Here is a 21,446-nt window from a genome sequence, read left to right on the forward strand (position 1 = left end):
CACCCGATGCCCGGCCGTCGGCCATGCTCCATGCTTCCTGTTGGTTGCCGTCCTGGTCCAGACAGACTCGGAAAGAAGAGGCGATGAACACCCCTCCCTACGTGCGCTGGGACGTATCCGGCCAGCAGCAGCTCCTTGCCCGGGCTGAAGCGCTGCTCCTGCGGCGCGGACGGTGCCTGCTCGGAATAGCCGGGGCGCCCGGTGCCGGAAAATCCACGATTTCCGAATGGCTGCTGGAGCACCTGCTCACCGACTATCCCGGGCAGGTCGCGCTGGTTCCCATGGACGGATTTCATCTGGCCCAGTCGCTGCTCGAGTCCCGCGGGCTTGAGCACCGCAAGGGCGCTCCGGACACCTTCGACAGTGCCGGCTACGTCGCCTTGCTCCGCCGGCTGCGCTCGGAGACCTGGCGGGAGATCTTCGCCCCGATGTTCCGCCGCGAAGTCAACGACGCCATTGCCGGGGCCATCGCCGTCCCGCCGGAAACACGCCTGATCATCACCGAGGGCAACTACCTTCTCTTCGACGACGCCCCATGGAACGAGGTCGCATCTCTCCTGGATGAAACCTGGTTCGTGGAACTCGAACAGGACGAACGCCTGCGCCGGCTCACCGCCCGGCACCTGAGGTTCAACAACGACGCCGCTATCGCCGAATGGCGCGCAACCGGCAATGACGAACGCAATGCCCGCCTGGTCGCAGCAGGAAGCGAGCGCAGCACACTCGTAATCGAGCACCCACCCGCGACCTTCTCGGCGCCCGGCCGCGAGTAAGCGGCTGGAAACCGGGCCGCCGGCATCATATGGGCGGCGCCGTTGCTCACTGCCTGCGACATATAGTGCCCTCGAGGCTCATCGATAGTACTCACATAGCGAGCAGCAACTTGTCAGCAGTGGGCCTGCGGGCAGCGACTCACCGACTCCCGTAGTGACAGACTTCCGAGTCTCATGCTTCAAGGTCAACCCGCGGGCTAATCAACGACCGCAACAGATTCGATTACCAGGCTGCCCGAGTGCCATTTGATGGCCTGAGCCACGTCGTCAGACCAGATGATCCATACGGCGCAGGACGAAATTGAGGCCAGCGAAGCCGCATAGTGTTCGGCAGTCATTCCTGCGTCCCATTCGGACTCCGGCCAGAGTCGGTTGCCTCCGCGCGCCCGTGCCGGACCGGTGCGTTTGTGAGGTTTCCTCACGGCTTTCCCGGTGAGACACTCATCTTGTTGATTGGATGCGGCCGATCCGGGCGGTTCCGGAAGGGGGACCTGATGGCGCAGGGGGACGGGCCTTGGAAGCCCCAGGAACAATGGTGGGTGAGGGACAACCTGCGGGAGGCCATCGATAACTTGGTGGAAATGGGCTATACGGTCAGCGGTGGCCAGGCCGAGGACCCGGAGCTTATCGATCCCCAAGGCTCCGCGGTGCAGACGTGGCGGGATGACTACCCGTACGAGCAACGGATGTCCCGGGAGGAGTACGAGCTCGAAAAATACCGCCTCCAGATCGAACTGCTGAAGTTCCAATATTGGGGACAGGATCACGGCCTCAAAGTCGTTATCGTTTTCGAGGGCCGCGATGCCGCAGGCAAGGGCGGAACAATCAAGCGCTTTACCGAACACCTCGATCCTCGCTCGGCCCGGACTGTGGCCTTGAGCAAACCCTCGGAACGTGAGCATGGTCAGTGGTATTTCCAGCGTTACATTCAGCACCTTCCCACCGCCGGGGAAATCGTCATGTTCGATCGCTCCTGGTACAACCGGGCAAACGTCGAGCGGGTCATGGGCTTCTGCACGGAACAGGAGTACAACACCTTCATGGTTCAAGCGCCGCTTTTCGAGAAGATGCTCGTGGCCTCCGGAATCCACTTGACCAAGTTCTGGTTCTCCGTCACCCGCCGCGAGCAGCGCACCCGTTTCGCGATCCGCCAGATCGACCCCGTCCGCCGCTGGAAGCTATCCCCTGTGGATCTTGCCTCCTTGGACCGGTGGGAGGAGTACACGGCCGCCAAGGAAGAGACCTTCCTGCGCACAGACACGGATCATGCGCCATGGATCACCGTCAAGTCCAACGACAAGAAGCGCGGCCGGATCAACGCCATGCGCTTCTTCCTCAATCAGTTCGACTACGACGAGAAGGACACCTCGATCGTTTATGACCCTGACCCGCTCATCGTGCGCCGCGGCCGTGAAGCCGTCGGCGACTAGCCCCGCTGATTGCCCCAGGGCACCGAGTACTAAGCGTGCAGTTCGACGCCGGCGGATGCCAGAAGCGTCGTCCGCGACCTGGACGAGGCCGACGCGCTGGATAACGCGATGACCCCGGGCGGAGAGTTCGTCGCCGAGGAACTTATCGTCCAGGTGGTTCCAGGCACTGGCTCAGCGGGCGTAAGGGGAGACCTGCCCTTCTTCGTTGAAAGGGTTTCTCGATCTGGTCCAGGAGGCACCGGACGGCGAGCTCCTGGCACCGCAACTGGGAGAGGTCCAGCCGCTGGTGAGTTTCGTGGTCATGTCAGCGGCCACCACGAGGAATCGCTGTGCGAAGAGTCCGTTGTACTTTACGGCGTACTGCTGTGGCAGGCCGGAGAGAATCCAGGTTTCATCGATGTCCTCCCGCGTGTTGGACTCTTTTCCATGCAGCGTGTGGATGTCCTGGAAGACCGGCGCGCCGCGGTGTCAGCCGAAGGCCAGATGCGCCACCGTGAAGATCGCGAGCCCGGCGAGGGCGCCCACCACGGTGCCGTTGATCCGGATGAACTGCAGGTCCTTGCCGATCTGGAGTTCGATCTTCTGCGAGGTCTCCTCCGCATCCCAGCGGGCCACGGTATCGGTGATCACGCCCGCGATGTCGGAGCGGTACGTCTTCACGAGGTACCCTGCGGCGTCCCCGATCCACTTGTTCACCTTGCCGGCCAGTTCGGGGTCAACGACCAGCCGGGTGCCGAAGTCGTGCACGGCGGCTTTGAACCGCACGGTCAGCTCGCTGTGCGGATCGTCGACGGCGGAGAGCAGCGCGGCCTTGATGGTCCCCCAGGTGCGGGAGGCGAGTTCCCGGATCTCGGGATCACCCAGGACCTGGGCCTTGATGCCTTCGGCCCGGGCAATCATCACCGGATCATGCTGGAGGTCCTGGGCGAGGTCCTTGAGGTACTTATCGATCGACAGGCGGACCTGGTGCTGCGGGTCGGACTGCACGGCGCGGGTGAACTTCAGGATCTCCACGTAGACCTTGTCGCCCACGAGTCCGTCCACGAACGAGGGCACCCACGTCGGGGAACGGTCGGTGACCAGCCGGTTGACGGTTTCCTGGTTGTCCCGCACCCAGTCCACGGTGCGGTCCACAAGCACGTCCACCAGCGCGTGGTGGTGGCCGTCCTCGAAGATCCGCTGGGCGACGCGGCCCACCGGCGGACCCCACGGCGGGGCGAGCAGATGCCGGCGGACCATGCCCTCGATCACGGCCTGGACGTCGTCGTCGTTGAGCACGGTAAAGGCTCCGCGGATGACGGCGGCGCCTTCCTTGGCGACGCGTTCGGCGCCGCCGGGCCCGGAGAGCCAGACCCCGGCCTTCCGGGCGATGTCGACGGAGGCCAGTTTTTCCTGGACCACCTGCTCGGAGAGGAAGTTGGTCTCCACGAACTCGCCCAGCGAGGCGCCGATCTGGTCCTTGCGCTGCGGAATGATGGCCGTGTGCGGGATTTTGAGGCCCATCGGGTACTTGAACAGCGCCGTCACCGCGAACCAGTCCGCGAGGGCGCCGACCATACCGCCTTCGGCCGCGGCCCGGACGTATTCGAGCCAGGGGTACTGCTTCTGCAGGGCGAAGGCGACCACAAAGATGACCGCCATCAGGACCAGCAGCGAGAGCGCCAGCAGCTTCATCTTCCGCAGCGCGGAGGCCTTCTCGGCGTCGCTGGCGGACATGGTGTGGCGGCGGGCGGCACCGCCGGCGGCGGCAGCTCCGGCGTCGCCGTGTCCGTCCGGACGGGTACTTGGCTCAGTATTCACCTGCATGTGCCCAGCCTAGCCCGGCTCGGGCGGCGGCTGTCCGCTAACGTGGCAGCATGACGACTGACGAGACCGCCGCAGCCCGTCCGCTGGTCTACGCCCACCGCGGTTCAAGCGGCGTGTTCGCCGAGCACACCCGGGCCGCCTACCTGCAGGCCATCGCCGACGGCGCCGACGGCGTGGAGTGCGACATCCACCTCACCCGGGACCAGCACGCGGTGCTCCTGCACGACGCCAACCTGGACCGCACCTCCGACGGCACCGGACCGGTGGCGGACCGGACCCTCAACGAGCTCCGGCAGCTGGACTTTTCCTCCTGGAAGGGCGTCAGGATCCCGGACGAATACGGTGCCCGGTCCACCCAGCTGCTGACGCTTCCGGAGCTGCTGGTCCTGCTGGAGGCTGCCGGCCGGGAGATCGGCCTCGCGATTGAGCTCAAACACCCCAGCCCCTTCCAGCTCAAGCTGGAGGACCGGGTCCTGGAGGTCCTGCGGTCCCAGGGCTGGGACCCGGCGACCTCACGGCTCGGCAACATCACGGTGTCCTTTATGAGCTTCAGCCCGGATTCGGTGAAGCACCTGCTGAAATCAGTCCCGGCCGCCGCCGTGTGCCAGCTCGTGGACGACGTCAACGTCCTGGAGATCCGGGAGGAGCTTGGCCTCGGGGCGATCACCGGCGGGGCGCTCGCGAACCTGATGAAGGCAGCGCAAACCGAAGCCGAGCGGATCCTGGACGACTGCGAGACCGGGCTCGCCGGACCCGGAATCGACTACGTCCGCGGGCACTCCCGGACCATCCGGCGCTGGCTGAACTCCGGCCGCCGCTTCCGGGTGTGGACCGTGGACTCGGAAAACGACGTCGCGCTCTGCCAGGAGCTGGGGATCCACGAGATCACCACGAACCGGCCCGCGCAGGTCCTCGCCCAGCTGTCGGCCGGCACCCAAAGCCGCCGCTAAGATCCCCGTTTCTGGGGGAGGCGGCCGCGGTTAGCGGGCGCCCCGTGGCTGTGATTGAGTTGTTCCATGCCTTCTCGCTGGTCCGGCCGGGACACCCAGATGCTTTCCGCCGCGGCGCTGAGCGCCCTGCTGCTGGCCAGCGCCGCGAAGCACTTCGACGATCCCGGTTTCTTCGCCCCGGTGGTCCCTGACTTCCTCTGCCGCGACGACACCGGTGAACGCCTCAACAGCCCCCTGGCCGTGCTGTCCAGGGAGGAGTGGGTGGCACTCAGCGGACTGCTCGAGGCGGGCGCCGCCGTCGGGCTCCTGATCCCGGCGACCCGCCGTGCCGCAGCCGGCTGCGTCGCGGCCATGTTCACCGCCTTCCTCGCCGGACACCTCGACGCCCTGCGCAAGGCGTACCGCCCGGACGGGTCGCCCGGCCAGCGCCGCGCGCACACCCTGCGGCTCCCGCTGCAGGCGCCGCTGATCGCCTGGGCCTGGAGTCTGCGCAACCCGGTCCGGCGGTGAGGCTCCTGCAGTCCCCGGCCGTCCGGGTCGGGCTGTCCATCAGCATCGCCACCGGTCTCTATGGCGTGTCCTTTGGCGCGCTGTCCGTCACCTCCGGGCTCGACTTCTGGCAGACCATGGCGTTGAGCCTGCTGCTGTTCAGCGGCGGCTCGCAGTTCGCCTTCATCGGGGTGGTGGCCGGGGGCGGCTCCGGCGTCGCCGCGATGGGCGCGGCCACCCTGCTGGGCATGCGCAACGGGATCTACGGCATGCAGATCAACGCGCTGCTGCGGCCCCGCGGCTGGCTGCGGTTCGCCGCCGCCCACGTCACTATCGACGAGTCCACCGCCACGAGCACGGGCCAGACCGACCCGCTCGAGCAGAAGCGCGGCTTCTGGACCGCGGGCCTGGGCATCTTCGTCCTCTGGAACCTGTTCACCGCCGTGGGCGCGCTGGCCGGAGCGTCGCTGGGGGATCCCAAGCAGTGGGGCCTGGACGGAGCCGCCGTCGCGGCGTTCCTTGGCCTGCTCTGGCCGCGGCTCAAGGGCCGGGAGCCGGTGGCGATCGCCGTCGTCTGCGCCCTGGCCACCGTGCTGGCTGTACCGTTTGTGCCCGCCGGGGTGCCGATCCTGGTGGCCGCGGTGGTGGCCGCAGCCATCGGCTGGTTCAGCCACGGCCGCAGCGACGAAGGACTGGAACCGGACATGGACCCCTACGCCGATCACCCGCACCCGCACGGGCGCCCCTCCGGGGATGCCGCATGAGCCTGTGGATGTGGCTGCTGCTCTCCTGCCTGCTGGCCTACGCCTGGAAGCTGCTGGGCTATCTCGTCCCGGCCAGCGTGCTGCGCGACCCCCGGATGTCCCGGATCGCCGGGACCATGACCATCGGGCTGCTGGCATCCCTGACGATCGTGAACACCGTGGCCTCCGGCCAGACCCTGGCGCTTGACGCCCGCCTCGGGGCGCTGGCCGCGGCCGGCATCGCACTGCTGCTCCGGGCGCCGTTCCTGGTCGTCGTCCTCGCCGGGGCCGGCGCGGCAGCCGGACTCAGGCTGCTGGGCTGGGGCTAGCGGCTGAGCTACCTCCTGCCGCACCGTTCCGTAACGGTCTTTAGTCCCTACTTGCCGCCAAGGCCCCGTGGGAGCATTCGGATATGAGCGACAACGAGGATCCGGATACCCCTGCGCCCGGCAAGGGCCAGCATTCGAAGCCCCACGAGCCGTTCGTTCCGCCGGGAGCCGAGTCCACCCGGGAACTGCGGGAGATGGCCCGGCGCCGGCGGGAGGCTGAGGAGAAGCTGCAGCAGCACCTGCAGGAGGCCAAAGAGAAGCCGGCGGAGGACTGATGCTCCGAGCCCGGCTCTCCGAGCGGCTGCAGGACCTCCTGCTCGACAACGAGGCGCTGGAGGAATTTCTCCGGCAATTGTCCGTCCTGGCCGCCGAGTTCGCCGCAGCCGAAACGGGCCGCCCGGTGCTGTGCTCGGTGCGGCTGGCCCGGCGCCGCCAGCCGACGGTCCTGGCCGGCAGCAGCCGGGAAGCGCTGGCACTGGACAGTCTGCAGGACGGCGTGGCGGAGGGCCCGGGACTGGAGGCCCGGGAGACCGGGCTGGCGGTGCTGGTCCCGGACACCACGATGGATCCCCGGTGGAGGCGCTACCAGCGGGCCGCCGCCCAGCGCGGGAACCGCAGTGTCCTCGCGGTAACCCTGCTGGCGGACCGGGACGCAACGGCCATCCTGACCTTCTCGTCGACGGCCCGCGAGGCGTTCGACGACGGCGCCGTGGCAGCCTGCGGGGCGCTCGCGGTCCGCGCCGCCAAGGTGATGCGGCTGGCTGTCCGGCTGGACGCCGCCAAAGGCCTGAACCGGGACCTGCTGCAGGCCATGCGGTCGCGGACCGTGATCAACCTGGCCACGGGAATCCTCATGGCGCAGAGCCGCTGCTCGCAGACCGAAGCCTTCGAGCTGCTGGCCCAGGTTTCCAACACCAGGAACGTCAAGCTCCGGGTCATTGCCGAGGAGATCCTCCGCAGGTTCGACAGCGGTCCGGCCGGAACGGCCTTCATCGCCTAAGCTCCTACCGCGGGGCGCCGAGACCGGCGAGCCTGAGGATGAGCTGCAGCCCCTCGGGCGTTCCCGGCCAGTGCCGGCGCACCGCAGCCTGGCCCGCCCGCGCGATCACCGAGCGCAGCACGAGGGCCACAATGATCACGTCGTCCGCGTACCCGATCACGGGCACGAAATCCGGCACCAGGTCAATCGGCGAGAGCAGATAGGCCAGGAGCAGGGCCAGCCGAATCCGCACCCCGGCGCCAAGGGTCCTGTCAGCGAGCAGCCGCCGCAGGAGCCGCAGCAGGTCCGGCAGCAGCCGCAGCGCGTCTTTCATCGCGACCGTTTCCGGGTGCCGGCGCGCATAACCCCACAGGAGGAGCAGCAGCACGGCGTAAACCAGCAGCACGCCGCCGACAGCGCCCGCCACGGTTTCCCATGACACCGGTACTAGCCGAGGACAGAGTCGAACGCGGTGCCCGGCAGCGGCGCCTGCGGCGGCAGAGGCCGGTTCGGGCGCTCCGTGCGGATGGCGTCCTCGACCAGGGCAACAGGACGGCGCCATGCATCCGAACCTGCTTCCATCGTGTCCACCACACCGATCAGCATGGCCAGCAGGCGGATCAGGTCCGTCATCGAAATGTCGCTGCGCAGGGTTCCCTGGCCCTGTCCGCGGCCCAGGAGCACGGCCACGGATTCGATCAGGTCGCCCGTGATGCCGGTGAGGAGTCCGCGCCGGCCGGCGACGGCCCCCAGCAGGTTGGCTTCCTCGCTGGCAACGCCCATCAGCGCGTCAATGACGCGGAAGAGCCCGTCCGCGGCGTCCGGTCCGGCGAGGGCCTCCTCAATGACCGGGTCGACCAGCAGGCCGAGCTGCCGGTGCAGGGCCGCGAGGACCAGCTCTTCCTTGTCGGCAAAGTTCCTGAAAAGCGTGGCCGGGCCGACGCCGGCCGTCACGGCGATGGTCTGCAGCGGCACCTCGGGGCCGTGCTCCCGGAAGCACTGGCGGGCGGCGGTAATGATCTTATCCACATTCCGCGCGGCATCGGCGCGGAGCGGCCTGCGGTCTGCTACCCGGTTCATTTGCTTAGGTTAGCAACGCAGGGCCGGGCCCGGGAGGTTACTTCCGGGTATTGATTTATGTGACGGAGCCCGCAACGGGCTCCGGGCCGGGCCCCGGTCCCGGAGCGGGGCAGCTTCGGGCTCCAACCGGGCCGTCACGGCGTTCGAGCGCGTGAAAGACTGGTGCCATGTTGCTTGCATTCTCTGTCGCACCCTCAGGCCGTCCAGCACGCACGGCCGATGACTCGCCCGCCGGTTCCGCGGCCGTCCCGGCGGACGAGGCCTCCGTCCACGACGCCGTCGCCGAAGCGGTGCGGATCGTCCGGGAGTCCGGCCTGCCGAACCACACCGACTCGATGTTCACCACGATCGAGGGCGAGTGGGATGAAGTCTTCGACGTCGTGAAGCGGGCCACCGAGGCCGTGGGCCGTTACGGCAGCAGGGTCTCCCTCGTCATCAAGGCGGACATCCGCCCGGGCTTCACGGGCGAGCTGACCGGAAAACTGGACCGCCTGGAGCAGGCGCTCGGCGACTAACAGGTCGGTGCCGCGCCGGCAGTGCTGCGCCGGAAGTCCGGGCTGGACCCGGACCCGCGGCGGCCTACCGCCGGGGCGGGCCAGCTGGAAGACTGGGGGGCATGTTCGAGCATCAGCCCACCGCCCGCTGGATCGCCGTCGAGGACTTCCTGTCCGAGCTTGTGGTCCGTCCGGACAACTCCCTGAAGCGCGCGGTCACCTCCGCCCTCGAAGCGGGTCTGCCGCCCATCGAAGTCGCCCCCACCGCCGGCAAGCTGCTCAAACTGCTGGTGCAGCTCTCCGGGGCCCGCCGCGTCCTGGAGATCGGGACGCTGGCCGGCTTCAGCACCATCTGGATGGCCCAGGGGCTGCCCGACGGCGGCCGGCTGCTCACGTGCGAATACCTCCCGAAGCACGCCCGCGTGGCCCGCGCCAACGTGGACGCCGCCGGGCTGGGCCATCTCGTCGAGATCCGGGTCGGGGCCGCACTGGACACGCTGCAGGCCCTCGCCGACGAGGGCGCCGAGCCCTTCGACTTCGTCTTCATCGACGCCGACAAGGAAAACAACCCGCACTACCTCGACTGGGCCGTCCGCCTCGGCCGGCCCGGCACCGCCGTCGTGATGGACAACGTGGTCTGGGAAGGCGCCGTGCTGGAACCCGCGATGGACGCCGTCAACGCCCCGGGCATCATCAGCGCCCTGCACATGCTGGGCGAAGACCCGCGGCTGGACGGCACCGTCATCCAGACCGTGGGCTCCAAAGGCTGGGATGGCTTCGCCCTCGCGCGGGTGCTGTAGCGGCGGTGGAGCCGAGCCGCGGCGCTGGAAGCCACCGGAATTCCCAAAGTGCTAAGTGTGCTTAGATTTACTGAGCAGCCTGAATTTACTGAGCAGTAGCCCGGCCGACAGGCGTGGACGCCGGGAGCACCAGACGCACTTCGAAAGGGAACAGGCCACCGAATGAACCGGACTCCCGATTCCCAGCGGCCGGTCGCCGTGAGGATCAGTTCCGCGCCGGAACAGCTGGCCGGCCTCACCCCCCTGCTGGAGGCGGCCCGGGCGGCCGCCGGCGACGTCCCGGCGCTGCTGGAGCTGGCCAAAGCCGCCGCAGCCGCGGCCCCGCTGCCCGGCGGGGGCCGGACGGCGTTCCTCTGGGAGATCCTGGCCTCCGTCACGGCCGTGGATGTCGCCGCCGGACGGGCCATTGAACCCCACCTGGACGCCTCGGCGATCCTCGCCCAGGCCGCGGACCGGCCGGCGCCGGACGGCCGGGAGTGCCCGGACCAGGGCGGCGGGCACTCCGACGGCGCCTGGGGTGTGTTTGCCGCCGAAGCCCCCGGGCTGCGGCTGGAGGCGAAGCCGGCGGACGGCTGTTTCCGGCTGCACGGCGCCAAACCGTGGTGTTCCCTGGCGGCCCAACTGGACCACGCCGTCGTAACCGCCCATCTGGACGACGGCGGCCGGGCGGCGTTCGCCGTCGACCTCCATGCCACCGGCGTCAGCTTCGAGGATCCGGAGTGGACCAGCCGGGGACTCCGGGAAATCCCCAGCGGCACCGTGCACTTCGCCGACGTCCCGGCCGTTCCGCTGGGCGACGCCGGCTGGTACTACCGCCGGCCCGGCTTCGCCTGGGGCGGCATGGGCGTGGCGGCCTGCTGGCTGGGCGGCGCCGTCGCGGTGGCCCGGGGCTTCAAGTCGTCCCTGCTCAAGGCGGCCGACGGCGGACGCGCCCCGGACCAGCTCGCGCTCGCCCACCTCGGCGAGATCGACCGCACGCTCACCGCCCTGACCGGCTACCTCGCCCGGACCGCCGGGCGGATCGATGCCGGGGAACTCACGGACACCGGCGCGTGGAGCGAGGCCCTCCGCGTCCGCGGCAACGTCGCGACCGCCGTCGAACGCATCCAGACGCTGGTCAGCCAGAACCTCGGGCCCGCACCGCTGGCCTTCGACGAAGCCTACGGAAAGCGCATGGCCGACCTCTCGCTCTACATCCGCCAGCACCACGCCATGCGCGACGACGCCCAGCTTGGTGCCCTCACGCTCAAGGGGGACCACCCGTGGTGAGCTTCACCCACCGGGACGCCGGAACCGGCGAGGACGCCTGGGCCGCCAGCGGACTCGGGGCGCTCCCGGAACTGCCGCTGGACGCCGTCGAACTCGCCGGGCAGGCGTTCATCGTCCTGGCCGCGCACCCGGACGACGAATCCCTGGGCGCCGGCGGGCTGATGGCCCGGCTCCGGGCGCTCGGCGCCCGCGTCACGGTGCTGCTGTGCACGGCGGGGGAGGCCTCCCACCCGGACTCGCCCACCACAACGCCGGAACAGCTCGCCGACGTGCGGCTCCAGGAATTCGGCGGTGCGCTTGCGCACCTGTTGCCGGATCCGGACTGGCGGTTCCTTGCCCTGCCGGACGGCAGGCTCGCCGCCCACCGGCCGGAGGTGCACACCGCGCTGCAGCGCGCCATCGCCGACGCCGCCGCAGCGGGACTGCCTGCGGAGCGCATCACCCTCGTGGCCCCGTACCGGCACGACGGCCACACCGACCACGAGGCACTGGGCTCCGCCGCGGCCGAGGCTGCCGGCGCCGGCGGCCACGGACTGCTGGAATACCCCATCTGGTACTGGCTCTGGGCGGACGCCGCGGACCACACCTGGCAGTCCTGGCTGCGCCTGCCGCTGGACCCCGCCGAACGGCGGGCCAAGGCGGCGGCGATGGCCGCCCACACCTCGCAGGTCCGTCCCCTGTCCGGACGGCCCGGGGACGAGGTGCTGCTTCCGCCGGCGTTCCTGGAGCACTTCGAACGTCCGTTCGAGACGTTCGCGTGGCAGCGTCCGGCCGCCAGGGGTGGCGCCTACGCCGCCGCCGACGCGGAAGGCGTCTTCGACGCCGTCCACACCGGAACCGACGACCCCTGGCAGTACACCACCAGCTGGTACGAACACCGCAAACGCGCCCTCACCCTCGCGGCCCTGCCCGGCCTGAACTACGCGGCAGGGCTGGAGATCGGATGCTCGATCGGGACGCTCAGCGTGGACCTCGCGGAGCGCTGCACCAGCTTCACCGCCGTCGACGCGAGCAGCGCCGCGCTGGCGCACGCCGCCCGGCGCCTGGCACATCTGCCCGCCGCCCGGACCCGCCATCTCACAGTCCCGCAGGACTGGCCGGACGGCCGGTTCGACCTGATTGTGGTCTCCGAGGTCGGCTACTACCTCGCGCCTGGCGAGCTGGCCGAGCTGTTCGCACGGGTCCAGGCCACCCTGCTACCCGGCGGCACCCTGGCCCTATGCCACTGGCGCCACCCCATCTCCGGCTGGGAGCTCGACGGCGACTCCGTTCACGCCGCCGCGCGCCGCCACCTCGGCTGGGCCGACGCCGGACTCTACCGGGAGCGCGACTTCATCCTCGAGGTCCTGATCGCGCCGGAGGCCGGCGGGGAACCCCTGCCCGCAGCGGCCCCGGTACCCGGCCCGGAAGGCTAGGCGGCATGGCCGCCCATGCCCTGCCGCTGCCCCGCGGCCACAGCATCGACCGGATCGCCGTGGTGATGCCCGCCCACAATGAGGACGAGCACCTCGGGCGCGCCCTGCTGGCCGTGCAGCGCGCCGCCGACGCCCTGCACCGGGTCCGGCCCGACGTCGACGTCCGGGTGACCGTGGTGCTGGACAGCTGCACCGACGGCTCCGCCGGCATCGCCGCCCGCTACGCCGCCGCGGACCGCCGCTTCAGCACCCTCGCAGTATCCTTCCGCAACGCCGGAGCCAGCCGCGGTGCCGGCATCCGGGCCTCCGGGATCGGCACAGCCCGGCGGCGGGCGCCCGGACTGCGGTGGACACCCCCGCCGTGGGCGGGCCGGACCTGGCTGGCCAACACGGACGCTGACTCGCAGGTTCCGGAATGCTGGCTCGTCCGGCAGCTGGAGTTCGCCGACGCGGGCGCCGACGCCGTGCTGGGCTCGGTGGAACCGGACCCGGACGGGATGGACCCGGAGCTGCTCCGGCGCTGGCTGGAACGCCATCCCTTCGAGGAGGACCACCCGCACATCTACGGAGCGAACTTCGGGGTCAGGGCCTCGGCCTACCTGGCCGCCGGCGGTTTCCCGAAGCTCTCCTCGCACGAGGACCGGACCCTGGTGCAGAGCCTCCGCAGCCGCGCCTTCACCGTGACGGCCACGGACAGCATGCGCGTGCTGACCTCGGGCCGCGTCCACGCCCGGGCGCCGCACGGCTTCGGCGCCTACCTGCGGACGCTGGGACGGCACCGGCCAACTGCGGTCGACCTGGGCGGACCGGGCCCGGGCTAAGCCGTCATCGCGGTCTTGAATCAGGTTGGCAGACTCAGGGGGTGCGCATGACCCGGAAGAGTCATGCGCACCCCCTGCGGGAACCGGGAGCCGGCCCCGTGGTGTCAGTCGAGGGCGTCAGTCGCGGCGGTCGCGGCGGTCCTCGCGGCGGTCGCCGCGGTCGTCCCTCCGGTCCTCACGGCGGTCACCGCGCCGGTTAATCCCGTGGGCGACGACAATGGCCCCGCCGACGGCGGCGGCGGTCCTGCGCCTGCGTCGTGCTGCCAGTGGCATGTCAGGCTCCTTCCTTCATTCCTTCGGGCGATTGGGCTTCGGCTTCGGCGTCGGCCTGGAAAGCGGCGATGACTGCCTGGGTCGGGATCCGGCCGCTGGCCACGAGCTGGCCGCCGGCCTTGCGGACGGCCGCGCCGAACGGGGCAGCCCACTGGTTCTCCCAGACGAGCACCGCGGCGGAGTGGCCGGGCGCGATCGTTTCGGCCAGGTCCATGACGTCCTGCTCAGAGAGCACCATGGCCAGGTCGGCCTCGGCCATGCGGATCTCGCCGAGCTCGCTTGCGTCGAGGCCGGAGATCTCCGCCGTCTCGAGCGTGCCGTCCTCGGTCTTCCGCAGGAACACCATGTCGAGCACCCTGATGAGCTCACGATTGACCAGGTCCTCCAGGAACGGGGCGATCTGGCCGTTACCGAAGTTGGGTCCCGGGAACTCCACTACGAGCCAGTCCACCGGCCCTAGTTCATCCAATGTCTCAGCCATGCTGATGACCTCCGTTTCTCATGGGGTTCTGGCGATCCGACGGACCGCCGCAGTCTTATCCTGTGCCCCCGGTGCGGCGTGGCGCCTCATCCGTGCCGGGTGACCTCACGCATCCGCCGGACATCCAGGCTGTGGCCCGTGGCCGGTGGAGAGCTCCACCGGCCCCGCGCCGTGACCTTTGGCCCTAACGGCCCGCACCTCCGCGGCGCACCCTCAGTCCATGAGCTACCTGACCCGGGCCGGTCTGCGGTGTTGCGCCTGAGTAGCCCCGGCCGGCCGTGACCCCGGAGGCTCCCTCCGGGGGGCGAAGCGCCGCGGCGTTGCCAGGCATTTCCGGCCTGAGCTCCGCCGAGGCGGCCCAGCGGCTCACCCAATTCGGGGCGAACAAGCTGCCGGAGGCCGGAACCGTCCCGGGCTGGCGCAAACTGCTGGCCGAGATGACCCACTTCTTCGCCATCCTGCTGTGGTGCGCCTCCGTGCTGGCCTACCTGGCGGGCATGCCGCAGCTGGCCATCGCGATCGTCGTCGTGATCCTGGTCAACGGAATCTTCGCCTACATCCAGCAGGAGCGCGCCCAGCATGCGGCCTCCAAGCTCCGCGAGCTGCTCCCGGCGATGGTCTCGGTCCGCCGGGACAACCGCCTCATCAAGGTCCACACCACCGAACTGGTGCCGGACGACGCCGTCGTGCTGGTGGCCGGCGACCGGGTCCCGGCGGACCTCCGGCTGGTGCTGGCGGCGGGCTGCTCGGTGGACGAGTCGATGCTTACCGGTGAAAGCGAGGCGCTCGCCAAGGTCCCCGGCGACACCGTCTATGGCGGGACCTTCCTGGTCAACGGCCAGGCCGAAGGTCTGGTCGCGGGAACGGGCGGGAAGACCCGGCTGGCCGAAATCGCTGCCCTGACCGGCAAGGTGGCGGCGCCGCCGAGCCCGCTGGCGCGGGAACTGCAACGCATCGTCCGCATCACCGCCGCGATGGCCCTGGGTATCGGTGTGCTGTTCTTCTTGCTCTCCCTTCTGGTCGGCATCTCCTGGCGGGACGCCTTTCTGTTTGCCATCGGCGTGATGGTGGCGCTGGTGCCCGAGGGCCTGCTGCCCACGGTGACGCTGTCCCTGGCCGTCGGGGCGCAGCGGATGGCGCAGCGCAACGCACTGGTCCGCAACCTGGAAGCGGTGGAAACCCTCGGCTCCACCACGTACATCTGCACGGACAAGACCGGCACGCTGACCCAGAACCGGATGAACGCCGTCGAGGTCTGGACCCCGGCCGGGGTGCTCAGTATTATCGGCGCGGGGTACGGGCCGGAGGCTGAGGTCACCGGGACGGGGGCCGGGGAAGCACGGCACCTCAGCACCGCCGCGCTGGCCGCCTCCGTAGGCCGCGCGGTGCTCCATGAGGGCAAGTGGATTGCCGAGGGCGACCCGATGGAGGCCGCCATCGCCGCGCTGGCCGCCCGGCTGGCCGGTCCCGGGCCGGATCCCGGGTGGGGTCCAGGTCCAGCCGAACCGGCGGTGTCGCACCGCTTCGCCTTCGATCCCCGGCGGCTGCGGGAGTCCGCGATCGTCGGCACCACGCTGTATGTCAAGGGCGCCCCGGAATCCGTGATTCCGCTGTGCGTGCACGGCGGCGGCGACGCCGGCGAGGCCGCGGGCGCCGCCCGGGCGCGGGAGATGGTTGACCGAATGGCCTCCCACGGGCTGCGGGTGCTGGCCGTGGCCGAACGGACCCTTCCCGGCCGGCCCGGCGCCAGCTTCAAACTGGAGGAGGTGGAGAGCGAACTGACGCTGCTGGGGCTGATCGGCCTGCACGACCCGCCCCGGGCCGAGGTCCGCGTGGCACTCGAGGCGGCCCGCGAGGCCGGCATCAAGGTCGCCATGGTCACCGGCGACCACGCCTTCACAGCGGCCGCCATCGCCCGGGAAACCGGGCTAATCGGATCACCCGAGCTGGTGCTGGAGGGCCACAACCTGCCCGAGGACGACGCCGTCCTGGCCGCCCTGCTGGACCGCGACGGGGTGGTGGTCAGCCGGGTCACCCCGGAACAGAAACTCCGGGTGGCCAGCCTGCTGCAGCGCCGCGGCCACGTCGTGGCGATGACCGGCGACGGCGTCAACGACGGCCCGGCCCTGCAGCAGGCCGACATCGGCGTGGCCATGGGGCTCAGCGGCACGGACGTGGCCCGCGAGGCGGCGGACCTCGTGCTCCTGGACGACGACTTCGCCACCATCATCGCCGCGGTGGAGCAGGGCCGCGCCACGTACGCGAACATCCGGCGCTTCCTGACCTACCACCTGACGGACAACGTCGCCGAGCTCACCCCCTTCGTGATCTGGGCGCTCTCCGGCGGGCGGTTCCCGCTGGCGCTGAGCGTGCTGCAGATCCTCGCCCTCGACATCGGCACCGACCTGCTCCCCGCACTGGCGCTGGGCAGCGAGGCCCCGAGCAAGGGAACCCTGAAACGCCCGCCCGAGCGCAGGCACCTAATGGACCGGGCACTGATGTACCGGGTGTTCGGGCTGCTGGGCCCGGTCGAGGCACTCTTCGAAATGACGGCGTACACGGCGGTCCTGCTCGGGGCCGGCTGGACCCCGGGGGCGGAGCTGCCGGCGTCGGACGTGCTGATGGCCGCCTCCGGCGCCGCGTTCACCACCGTGGTCCTGGCGCAGCTCGCCAACGCCTTCGCCTGCCGCAGCGCCTCCGTCCCGCCCTGGCGGCTCGGCTGGTTCACCAACCGGCTGCTGGTCTGGGCCGTGCTGGCCGAACTGGGCCTGCTGGCGGTGTTCCTGTTCCTCGGGCCGCTGGCCGCCCTGCTGGGCCACGCGCCGCCGTCGCCCGGCGGACTGGCAGTGGCGCTCGCCGCCATTCCCGCCGTGCTGCTCGCGGACTGGCTCTACAAGATCGCCCGCCACCGCCGGGCCGCGAAGGCCGAACCGGCCACCAAGGTCCAAAGACTCTGACACCGCCCGGCCCGCCGCCACAGGATGGGTCCATGACTGACTCCCCGGTGCTGTGGTTTGACGAGATCGGCATGGGCGATGTCCCGCAGGTGGGCGGCAAAAACGCCTCCCTCGGCGAACTCATCCAGTCCCTGAAAGCCAAGGGCGTGCGCGTGCCCGACGGCTTCGCCACCACCGCCGACGCCTACCGCCGGTTCCTCGAGGCCAACGGGATCGAGGCCGCGATGCGCTCGCGGATCAAGTCCTACCGCTCGGGCGAAACCTCCCTGCGCGCCACCGGGGAAGCCATCCGGGAACTGTTCCTGGACAGTGAGTTCCCGGCGGACATCAGCGAAGCCATCCGCTCCCACTACCGCGAACTGGGCGGGCGCGCCGGACTGGACCGGCTCTCGGTCGCGGTCCGCAGCAGCGCCACCGCCGAGGACCTGCCGGACGCGAGCTTCGCCGGGCAGCAGGAGACGTTCCTGAACATCGCCGGGGAACGGGAACTCCTGGACGCCTGCCGCCGCTGCTACGCCTCCCTCTTCACCGACCGGGCCATCAGCTACCGCGAGGTCAAGGGCCTTGACCACCTCGACGTCGCGCTCTCGATCGGCGTGCAGCGGATGGTGCGCTCCGACGTCGGCGCCTCCGGCGTGATGTTCTCCATCGACACGGATTCCGGCTTCCCCCGCGTCGCCGTGGTCAGCGCCGCCTGGGGCCTGGGCGAAACCGTGGTCCAGGGCACCATCAACCCGGACAAATACCTCGTGTTCAAACCGCTCCTGGCGCAGCCGGAGTACGCCCCGATCATCGAAAAGACCCTCGGCTCCAAGGCGCGGAAAATGGTTTACAGCCGCGGCGGCCACGCACGCACCAAAATGGTGGACACCTCGGAAGCCGAACGCCGCGCCTTTGTCCTGGCCGACGCCGAGATCCTCGCCCTGGCGCGCTGGGCCGTGAGCGTGGAGGAGCACTACGCCCGGCCGATGGACATGGAATGGGCCCGGGTCGGCGTGACCGGGGAGCTGTTTATGGTCCAGGCCCGGCCGGAGACGGTCCAGTCGCAGAAGACCGGTTCCCGGTTCACCCTCCACCACCTGCTGGAGACCGGCACCGTGCTGGCGCGCGGCGCCGCGATCGGCGATTCCATCGCGCAGGGCACCGCGTGCGTGATCAGGAGCGCGGCGGACATCGAAAACTTCCGCGACGGCGCCATCCTCGTCACCGAGATGACCGACCCGGACTGGGTTCCGATCATGAAGCGGGCGGCCGGCATCGTGACCGACCACGGCGGCCCCACCAGCCACGCGGCGATCGTGAGCCGCGAACTCGGGGTCCCTGCCGTCGTCGGCACCGGCAACGCGACCACTGTCCTGGCGGAGGGCCTCGCCGTGACCATCTCCTGCGCCGAGGGTGATGAAGGCCGCGTCTACCGGGGCAGCCTTGCGTTTGAAACCGAGGAGGTGGACCTCGGGGAGCTGCCGGAGACGCACACCAAAGTCATGGTCAACATAGCCAGCCCCGCGGCCGCGTTCCAGTGGTGGCGGCTGCCGGCCGACGGCGTCGGGCTGGCCCGGATGGAATTCATCATCAGCAGCCTGATCCGCGTGCACCCGATGGCGCTGGTCCACCCCGAGCGGGTCACCGACCCCGGCGAGGCCGAGCAGATCCGCGTCCTGACCAGCGGCTATACGGACCCGAAGGACTACTTCGTGGACGCCTTGGCCCTGGGCATCGCCAAGATCGCCGCGCCCTACCATCCCCGGCCGGTGATCGTCCGGCTCAGCGACTTCAAAACGAACGAGTACGCGCACCTGATCGGCGGCTCGGCCTTCGAGGAACCGGAGGAGAACCCCATGCTCGGCTTCCGCGGCGCCTCCCGCTACTACGACGAGCGCTACCGCGAGGGGTTCGCCCTGGAGTGTGTGGCCCTCAAAAGGGTCCGGGAGCAGCTTGGGTTCGGCAACATCATCGTGATGATTCCGTTCTGCCGGACCCCGCAGGAAGCGGACCGGGTGCTTGCCGTGATGGCGGAGAACGGCCTGGTCCGGGGCGGGAACGGCCTGCAGGTCTACATGATGTGCGAGATCCCGTCCAACGTCGTCCTCGCCGAAAAGTTCGCCACCCGGTTCGACGGCTTCTCCATCGGCTCCAATGACCTCACCCAGCTGGTCCTGGGCGTGGACCGGGATTCGGCGCAGCTGGCCTCACTCTTCGATGAGCGGGACGAGGCCGTCATGGCGATGATCAGCGAGGCCATCCGCAAGGCCCACGCCGCCGGGATCAAGATCGGCATCTGCGGCCAGGGCCCCAGCAACCACCCCGAGTTCGCGGAGTTCCTGGTCAGCGAGGGCATTGATTCGATCTCGCTGAACCCGGACAGCTATCTCAGGACCGTTCCGCGGATCGCGGAAGCCGAGAAACAGGCAGCGGCCCGGTAGCGCCGGCGGTTTTCTGCCCCGGAAGCTTTGCTCCGGCCGCCTTCCTGCCGGGGCTCAGTGCGCGGAGCGCATTGAGGATCGTGGCCAGGTCCACGAGTTCCTGGGTCAGGGCGCCGGCGATGGCCGGGATGTAGCCGGCCGCCGCCGCGATCATCAGCGCCACGCTCAGCCCGATCCCGATCCAGATGCTCTGCAGCGCCACCTTGACGGTGCGCTGCCCGATCCGCACGGCGGAGGCGGCCTTGGACAGGTCATCGAGGATGATCACGACGTCGGCCGACTCGCCGGCCGCCGTCGAGCCGCGCGCACCCATCGCGATCCCGACGTCGGCGACGGCCAGGACGGGGGCGTCGTTGACGCCGTCGCCGACCATCATGACCGGGCGGAGCGGCAGGGACCGGACGGCTTCGACCTTGTCCGGCGGCAGGCACTCGGCCCGGACATCGGTGAGCCCGGCCTCGGCCGCGATGTGCTCGGCGGTGGCGAGCGCATCGCCGGTCAGCATGACCGTCCGGGTGACGCCGAGTTCCTTGAGCTCGGCCAGGGTGCGGCGGGCTTCCCGGCGGATCGGGTCGCTCATCACGAGGGACCCGGCGAATTCCCCGGCCACGCCCACGTAGATGGCCAGTTCGCCGCTGGCGAGCACCGTTGCCACGACGCCGGGGGCCGATTCGGCCACGAAGTTGGGCTTGCCGACCACCACGTCGCGGCCGTCGAAGCGGGCCCGGACGCCGTGCGTGGCGAATTCGGTGGCCTCCGTGGCTGTTTTGAACGCCAGCCCGCGGCTCTGCGCGGCATCCATCACCGAGGCGGCGAGCACATGGGAGGAATACTGTTCGGCGGAGGCCGCCAGCCCGAGGACCTCGTCCTCGGTGAAGGATCCCGCGGTGCGGACAGCGACCAGGGCCGGCCGGCCGTAGGTGAGGGTGCCGGTCTTGTCGAAGGCGACCGTCTTGATCCGGCTCAGTTGCTCCAGAACGCCGGCGTATTTGACGATGATGCCGCCGCGCGCGGCGCGGCTCATGCCCCCTAGGAACGCCACCGGGGCGGCGATCAGCAGCGGGCACGGGGTGGCCACCACCAGCACCTCCGCGAAGCGGGCCGGGCTGCCACTGACCATCCAGCCGATCGCGCCCAGGACGTAGGCGAGGGCAGTGAACGGCACGGCATACCGGTCCGCGAGCCGCACCATGGGCGCCTTGCTGTCCGCGGCTTCCTTCACCAGGGCCACGATGCGGCTGTACTGCGAATCCTCCATCCGTGCCGTGACCTGCATCCGGACCGCGGCTTCGCCGTTAAGGGAGCCGCTCATCAGCCCCTCCCCGGCAACCCGCTCCACCGGAAGGCTCTCCCCGGTGAGCGAGGACTCGTCGAAGCTGCCGGACGCGGAGAGCAGGATGCCGTCCAGCGGCACCACCTCACCCGGCCTCACCAGCAGGATGTCCCCGACCTCGACCTCCGTGGCCGCGACATCCTCCTGCTGGCCGTTTGTGGGGGTTCCGGCGGTATGGGTTCCGCCTGTGTCGGTTCCGCCTGCGTCGGTTCCGCCTGCGGAGGTGCTGCCGCCGCGTTCCCGGTGGGCCGTCTGCGGGACGCGTTCCAGCAGGGACGTGAGTTCTTTTTTGGCCCGGCCGGCCGCGTAGTCCTCCAGGGCGGTCCCGCCGGCCATCATGAGGACGATGATCATGGAGGCGATGTACTCGCCCACGAGCACCGTGCTGACGATCGCGGTGACCGCCAGGATGTCGATGCCCCACTGGCCGCCGATCAGCCGGCGGACCATGCCGACGGCCAGGTACGCCGCCACGGCAAGGGCGTAGATGCTGGCTGAGATCTGCGCAATCAGCGGCTGCCCGGACAGGAGCAGTATAAGCACCGCGAGCAGGGCAGCTATTGTGCCCGCAACAAGCGGATACCGGAGCAAAAGTTTCACG

The 21,446-nt window shown here is 69.9% G+C and carries 22 protein-coding genes and 1 pseudogene; 16 read left to right on the forward strand and 7 right to left on the reverse strand.

Translation table 11 applies throughout. From position 1 onward, the window contains the following. Nucleotides 1–83 precede the first annotated feature (83 nt). The gene (locus J2W14_RS02960; RefSeq protein ID WP_307458108.1) at nucleotides 84–773 is read left to right on the forward strand and encodes a nucleoside/nucleotide kinase family protein; all 690 of its coding nucleotides are present in this window, start codon (nucleotides 84–86) and stop codon (nucleotides 771–773) included. Nucleotides 774–970: 197 nt separating this feature from the next. Here J2W14_RS02960 and J2W14_RS02965 read toward each other — a convergent pair whose 3' ends face one another. Beyond that, complete coding sequence (locus J2W14_RS02965; protein WP_307458111.1) at nucleotides 971–1,111, reverse strand: hypothetical protein; 141 nt, start codon at nucleotides 1,109–1,111, stop codon at nucleotides 971–973. Between the two features lie 156 nt (nucleotides 1,112–1,267). On the opposite strand from J2W14_RS02965, the gene ppk2 reads away from it, so the two are divergent. Further along, the gene (gene ppk2, locus J2W14_RS02970; RefSeq protein ID WP_307458114.1) at nucleotides 1,268–2,203 is read left to right on the forward strand and encodes a polyphosphate kinase 2; all 936 of its coding nucleotides are present in this window, start codon (nucleotides 1,268–1,270) and stop codon (nucleotides 2,201–2,203) included. 39 nt (nucleotides 2,204–2,242) lie between these two features. After that, nucleotides 2,243–2,365: pseudogene (locus J2W14_RS02975) on the forward strand (DUF4193 domain-containing protein); the annotation flags it as partial. A 306-nt stretch (nucleotides 2,366–2,671) separates the two neighbouring features. On the opposite strand, the gene J2W14_RS02980 reads toward J2W14_RS02975, so the two are convergent. Then, entirely contained in the window at nucleotides 2,672–4,009 is a 1,338-nt protein-coding gene (locus J2W14_RS02980) for a DUF445 domain-containing protein (RefSeq protein WP_307458117.1), read from the reverse strand. Nucleotides 4,010–4,059: 50 nt separating this feature from the next. Here J2W14_RS02980 and J2W14_RS02985 point away from each other — a divergent pair, with 50 nt between their 5' ends. The 6 genes from J2W14_RS02985 (at nucleotide 4,060) to J2W14_RS03010 (ending at nucleotide 7,520) form a co-directional block, all read left to right on the forward strand. Continuing rightward, nucleotides 4,060–4,959: a glycerophosphodiester phosphodiesterase gene (locus J2W14_RS02985; protein ID WP_307458120.1), complete on the forward strand. Its 900-nt coding sequence runs from the start codon at nucleotides 4,060–4,062 to the stop codon at nucleotides 4,957–4,959. Between the two features lie 66 nt (nucleotides 4,960–5,025). Then, nucleotides 5,026–5,469: a DoxX family protein gene (locus J2W14_RS02990; RefSeq protein ID WP_307458123.1), complete on the forward strand. Its 444-nt coding sequence runs from the start codon at nucleotides 5,026–5,028 to the stop codon at nucleotides 5,467–5,469. Beyond that, complete coding sequence (locus tag J2W14_RS02995) at nucleotides 5,466–6,212, forward strand: AzlC family ABC transporter permease (RefSeq protein ID WP_307458126.1); 747 nt, start codon at nucleotides 5,466–5,468, stop codon at nucleotides 6,210–6,212. Before J2W14_RS02990 ends, J2W14_RS02995 begins: the two co-directional genes overlap by 4 nt. After that, nucleotides 6,209–6,520, forward strand: coding sequence for an AzlD domain-containing protein (locus J2W14_RS03000; protein ID WP_307458128.1), 312 nt, complete (start codon nucleotides 6,209–6,211; stop codon nucleotides 6,518–6,520). Before J2W14_RS02995 ends, J2W14_RS03000 begins: the two co-directional genes overlap by 4 nt. Nucleotides 6,521–6,603: 83 nt before the next feature. Then, nucleotides 6,604–6,795, forward strand: a complete 192-nt coding sequence (locus J2W14_RS03005) for a hypothetical protein (RefSeq protein WP_307458131.1) — start codon at nucleotides 6,604–6,606, stop codon at nucleotides 6,793–6,795. Further along, nucleotides 6,795–7,520 carry a GAF and ANTAR domain-containing protein gene (locus J2W14_RS03010; RefSeq protein WP_307458135.1) on the forward strand — a complete coding sequence of 242 codons (726 nt, stop codon included), beginning with the start codon at nucleotides 6,795–6,797 and terminating at the stop codon, nucleotides 7,518–7,520. Before J2W14_RS03005 ends, J2W14_RS03010 begins: the two co-directional genes overlap by 1 nt. Before the next feature lie 4 nt (nucleotides 7,521–7,524). Here J2W14_RS03010 and J2W14_RS03015 read toward each other — a convergent pair whose 3' ends face one another. Both J2W14_RS03015 and J2W14_RS03020 read right to left on the reverse strand, forming a co-directional pair. Beyond that, entirely contained in the window at nucleotides 7,525–7,941 is a 417-nt protein-coding gene (locus J2W14_RS03015) for a YkvA family protein (RefSeq protein ID WP_307458138.1), read from the reverse strand. A gap of 5 nt (nucleotides 7,942–7,946) precedes the next feature. Further along, nucleotides 7,947–8,579 (reverse strand): TetR/AcrR family transcriptional regulator, encoded by a 633-nt coding sequence (locus J2W14_RS03020; protein ID WP_307458143.1) that lies wholly within the window; start codon nucleotides 8,577–8,579, stop codon nucleotides 7,947–7,949. A 167-nt stretch (nucleotides 8,580–8,746) separates the two neighbouring features. Here J2W14_RS03020 and J2W14_RS03025 point away from each other — a divergent pair, with 167 nt between their 5' ends. From J2W14_RS03025 to J2W14_RS03045, 5 genes are all read left to right on the forward strand, one after another. Further along, nucleotides 8,747–9,094, forward strand: coding sequence for a thiamine-binding protein (locus J2W14_RS03025; protein ID WP_307458145.1), 348 nt, complete (start codon nucleotides 8,747–8,749; stop codon nucleotides 9,092–9,094). 101 nt (nucleotides 9,095–9,195) lie between these two features. Then, nucleotides 9,196–9,873 (forward strand): O-methyltransferase, encoded by a 678-nt coding sequence (locus J2W14_RS03030; protein WP_307458148.1) that lies wholly within the window; start codon nucleotides 9,196–9,198, stop codon nucleotides 9,871–9,873. 162 nt (nucleotides 9,874–10,035) lie between these two features. Continuing rightward, nucleotides 10,036–11,142 carry an acyl-CoA dehydrogenase family protein gene (locus J2W14_RS03035; RefSeq protein WP_307458151.1) on the forward strand — a complete coding sequence of 369 codons (1,107 nt, stop codon included), beginning with the start codon at nucleotides 10,036–10,038 and terminating at the stop codon, nucleotides 11,140–11,142. Next, nucleotides 11,136–12,557 (forward strand): bifunctional PIG-L family deacetylase/class I SAM-dependent methyltransferase, encoded by a 1,422-nt coding sequence (locus J2W14_RS03040; RefSeq protein WP_307458154.1) that lies wholly within the window; start codon nucleotides 11,136–11,138, stop codon nucleotides 12,555–12,557. The genes J2W14_RS03035 and J2W14_RS03040 overlap by 7 nt, the downstream gene beginning before the upstream one ends. Nucleotides 12,558–12,562: 5 nt before the next feature. Next, nucleotides 12,563–13,378, forward strand: coding sequence for a glycosyltransferase (locus tag J2W14_RS03045; RefSeq protein ID WP_307458157.1), 816 nt, complete (start codon nucleotides 12,563–12,565; stop codon nucleotides 13,376–13,378). Nucleotides 13,379–13,495: 117 nt separating this feature from the next. On the opposite strand, the gene J2W14_RS03050 is transcribed toward J2W14_RS03045, so the two are convergent. Further along, nucleotides 13,496–13,651 (reverse strand): hypothetical protein, encoded by a 156-nt coding sequence (locus tag J2W14_RS03050; protein WP_156135027.1) that lies wholly within the window; start codon nucleotides 13,649–13,651, stop codon nucleotides 13,496–13,498. A 1-nt stretch (nucleotide 13,652) separates the two neighbouring features. Further along, entirely contained in the window at nucleotides 13,653–14,132 is a 480-nt protein-coding gene (locus J2W14_RS03055; RefSeq protein ID WP_307458161.1) for a DUF6325 family protein, read from the reverse strand. Between the two features lie 320 nt (nucleotides 14,133–14,452). Here J2W14_RS03055 and J2W14_RS03060 point away from each other — a divergent pair, with 320 nt between their 5' ends. Both J2W14_RS03060 and ppsA read left to right on the forward strand, forming a co-directional pair. Continuing rightward, a complete protein-coding gene (locus tag J2W14_RS03060; RefSeq protein ID WP_307458165.1) occupies nucleotides 14,453–17,089 on the forward strand; it encodes a cation-translocating P-type ATPase in 2,637 nt (878 codons plus the stop codon). 32 nt (nucleotides 17,090–17,121) lie between these two features. Then, entirely contained in the window at nucleotides 17,122–19,512 is a 2,391-nt protein-coding gene (ppsA, locus tag J2W14_RS03065) for a phosphoenolpyruvate synthase (protein ID WP_307458168.1), read from the forward strand. On the opposite strand, the gene J2W14_RS03070 is transcribed toward ppsA, so the two are convergent. Further along, nucleotides 19,460–21,445: a heavy metal translocating P-type ATPase gene (locus J2W14_RS03070; RefSeq protein ID WP_307458171.1), complete on the reverse strand. Its 1,986-nt coding sequence runs from the start codon at nucleotides 21,443–21,445 to the stop codon at nucleotides 19,460–19,462. The two genes, ppsA and J2W14_RS03070, sit on opposite strands and share 53 nt — an antisense overlap. Nucleotide 21,446 lies beyond the last annotated feature (1 nt).

Origin of the sequence: Pseudarthrobacter oxydans, assembly GCF_030812335.1 — a bacterium.
Classification (GTDB): Bacteria; Actinomycetota; Actinomycetes; order Actinomycetales; family Micrococcaceae; genus Arthrobacter; species Arthrobacter oxydans_B.

What these genes read in the sequence shown, in the direction of transcription:
- J2W14_RS02960 (WP_307458108.1), top strand. Translation starts at nt 84, where the DNA reads ATGAACACCCCTCCCTACGTGCGCTGGGACGTATCCGGCCAGCAGCAG.
- J2W14_RS02965 (WP_307458111.1), bottom strand. Translation starts at nt 1,111, where the DNA reads ATGACTGCCGAACACTATGCGGCTTCGCTGGCCTCAATTTCGTCCTGC.
- ppk2 (WP_307458114.1), top strand. Translation starts at nt 1,268, where the DNA reads ATGGCGCAGGGGGACGGGCCTTGGAAGCCCCAGGAACAATGGTGGGTG.
- J2W14_RS02980 (WP_307458117.1), bottom strand. Translation starts at nt 4,009, where the DNA reads ATGCAGGTGAATACTGAGCCAAGTACCCGTCCGGACGGACACGGCGAC.
- J2W14_RS02985 (WP_307458120.1), top strand. Translation starts at nt 4,060, where the DNA reads ATGACGACTGACGAGACCGCCGCAGCCCGTCCGCTGGTCTACGCCCAC.
- J2W14_RS02990 (WP_307458123.1), top strand. Translation starts at nt 5,026, where the DNA reads ATGCCTTCTCGCTGGTCCGGCCGGGACACCCAGATGCTTTCCGCCGCG.
- J2W14_RS03000 (WP_307458128.1), top strand. Translation starts at nt 6,209, where the DNA reads ATGAGCCTGTGGATGTGGCTGCTGCTCTCCTGCCTGCTGGCCTACGCC.
- J2W14_RS03005 (WP_307458131.1), top strand. Translation starts at nt 6,604, where the DNA reads ATGAGCGACAACGAGGATCCGGATACCCCTGCGCCCGGCAAGGGCCAG.
- J2W14_RS03010 (WP_307458135.1), top strand. Translation starts at nt 6,795, where the DNA reads ATGCTCCGAGCCCGGCTCTCCGAGCGGCTGCAGGACCTCCTGCTCGAC.
- J2W14_RS03020 (WP_307458143.1), bottom strand. Translation starts at nt 8,579, where the DNA reads ATGAACCGGGTAGCAGACCGCAGGCCGCTCCGCGCCGATGCCGCGCGG.
- J2W14_RS03025 (WP_307458145.1), top strand. Translation starts at nt 8,747, where the DNA reads ATGTTGCTTGCATTCTCTGTCGCACCCTCAGGCCGTCCAGCACGCACG.
- J2W14_RS03030 (WP_307458148.1), top strand. Translation starts at nt 9,196, where the DNA reads ATGTTCGAGCATCAGCCCACCGCCCGCTGGATCGCCGTCGAGGACTTC.
- J2W14_RS03035 (WP_307458151.1), top strand. Translation starts at nt 10,036, where the DNA reads ATGAACCGGACTCCCGATTCCCAGCGGCCGGTCGCCGTGAGGATCAGT.
- J2W14_RS03045 (WP_307458157.1), top strand. Translation starts at nt 12,563, where the DNA reads ATGGCCGCCCATGCCCTGCCGCTGCCCCGCGGCCACAGCATCGACCGG.
- J2W14_RS03050 (WP_156135027.1), bottom strand. Translation starts at nt 13,651, where the DNA reads ATGCCACTGGCAGCACGACGCAGGCGCAGGACCGCCGCCGCCGTCGGC.
- J2W14_RS03055 (WP_307458161.1), bottom strand. Translation starts at nt 14,132, where the DNA reads ATGGCTGAGACATTGGATGAACTAGGGCCGGTGGACTGGCTCGTAGTG.
- ppsA (WP_307458168.1), top strand. Translation starts at nt 17,122, where the DNA reads ATGACTGACTCCCCGGTGCTGTGGTTTGACGAGATCGGCATGGGCGAT.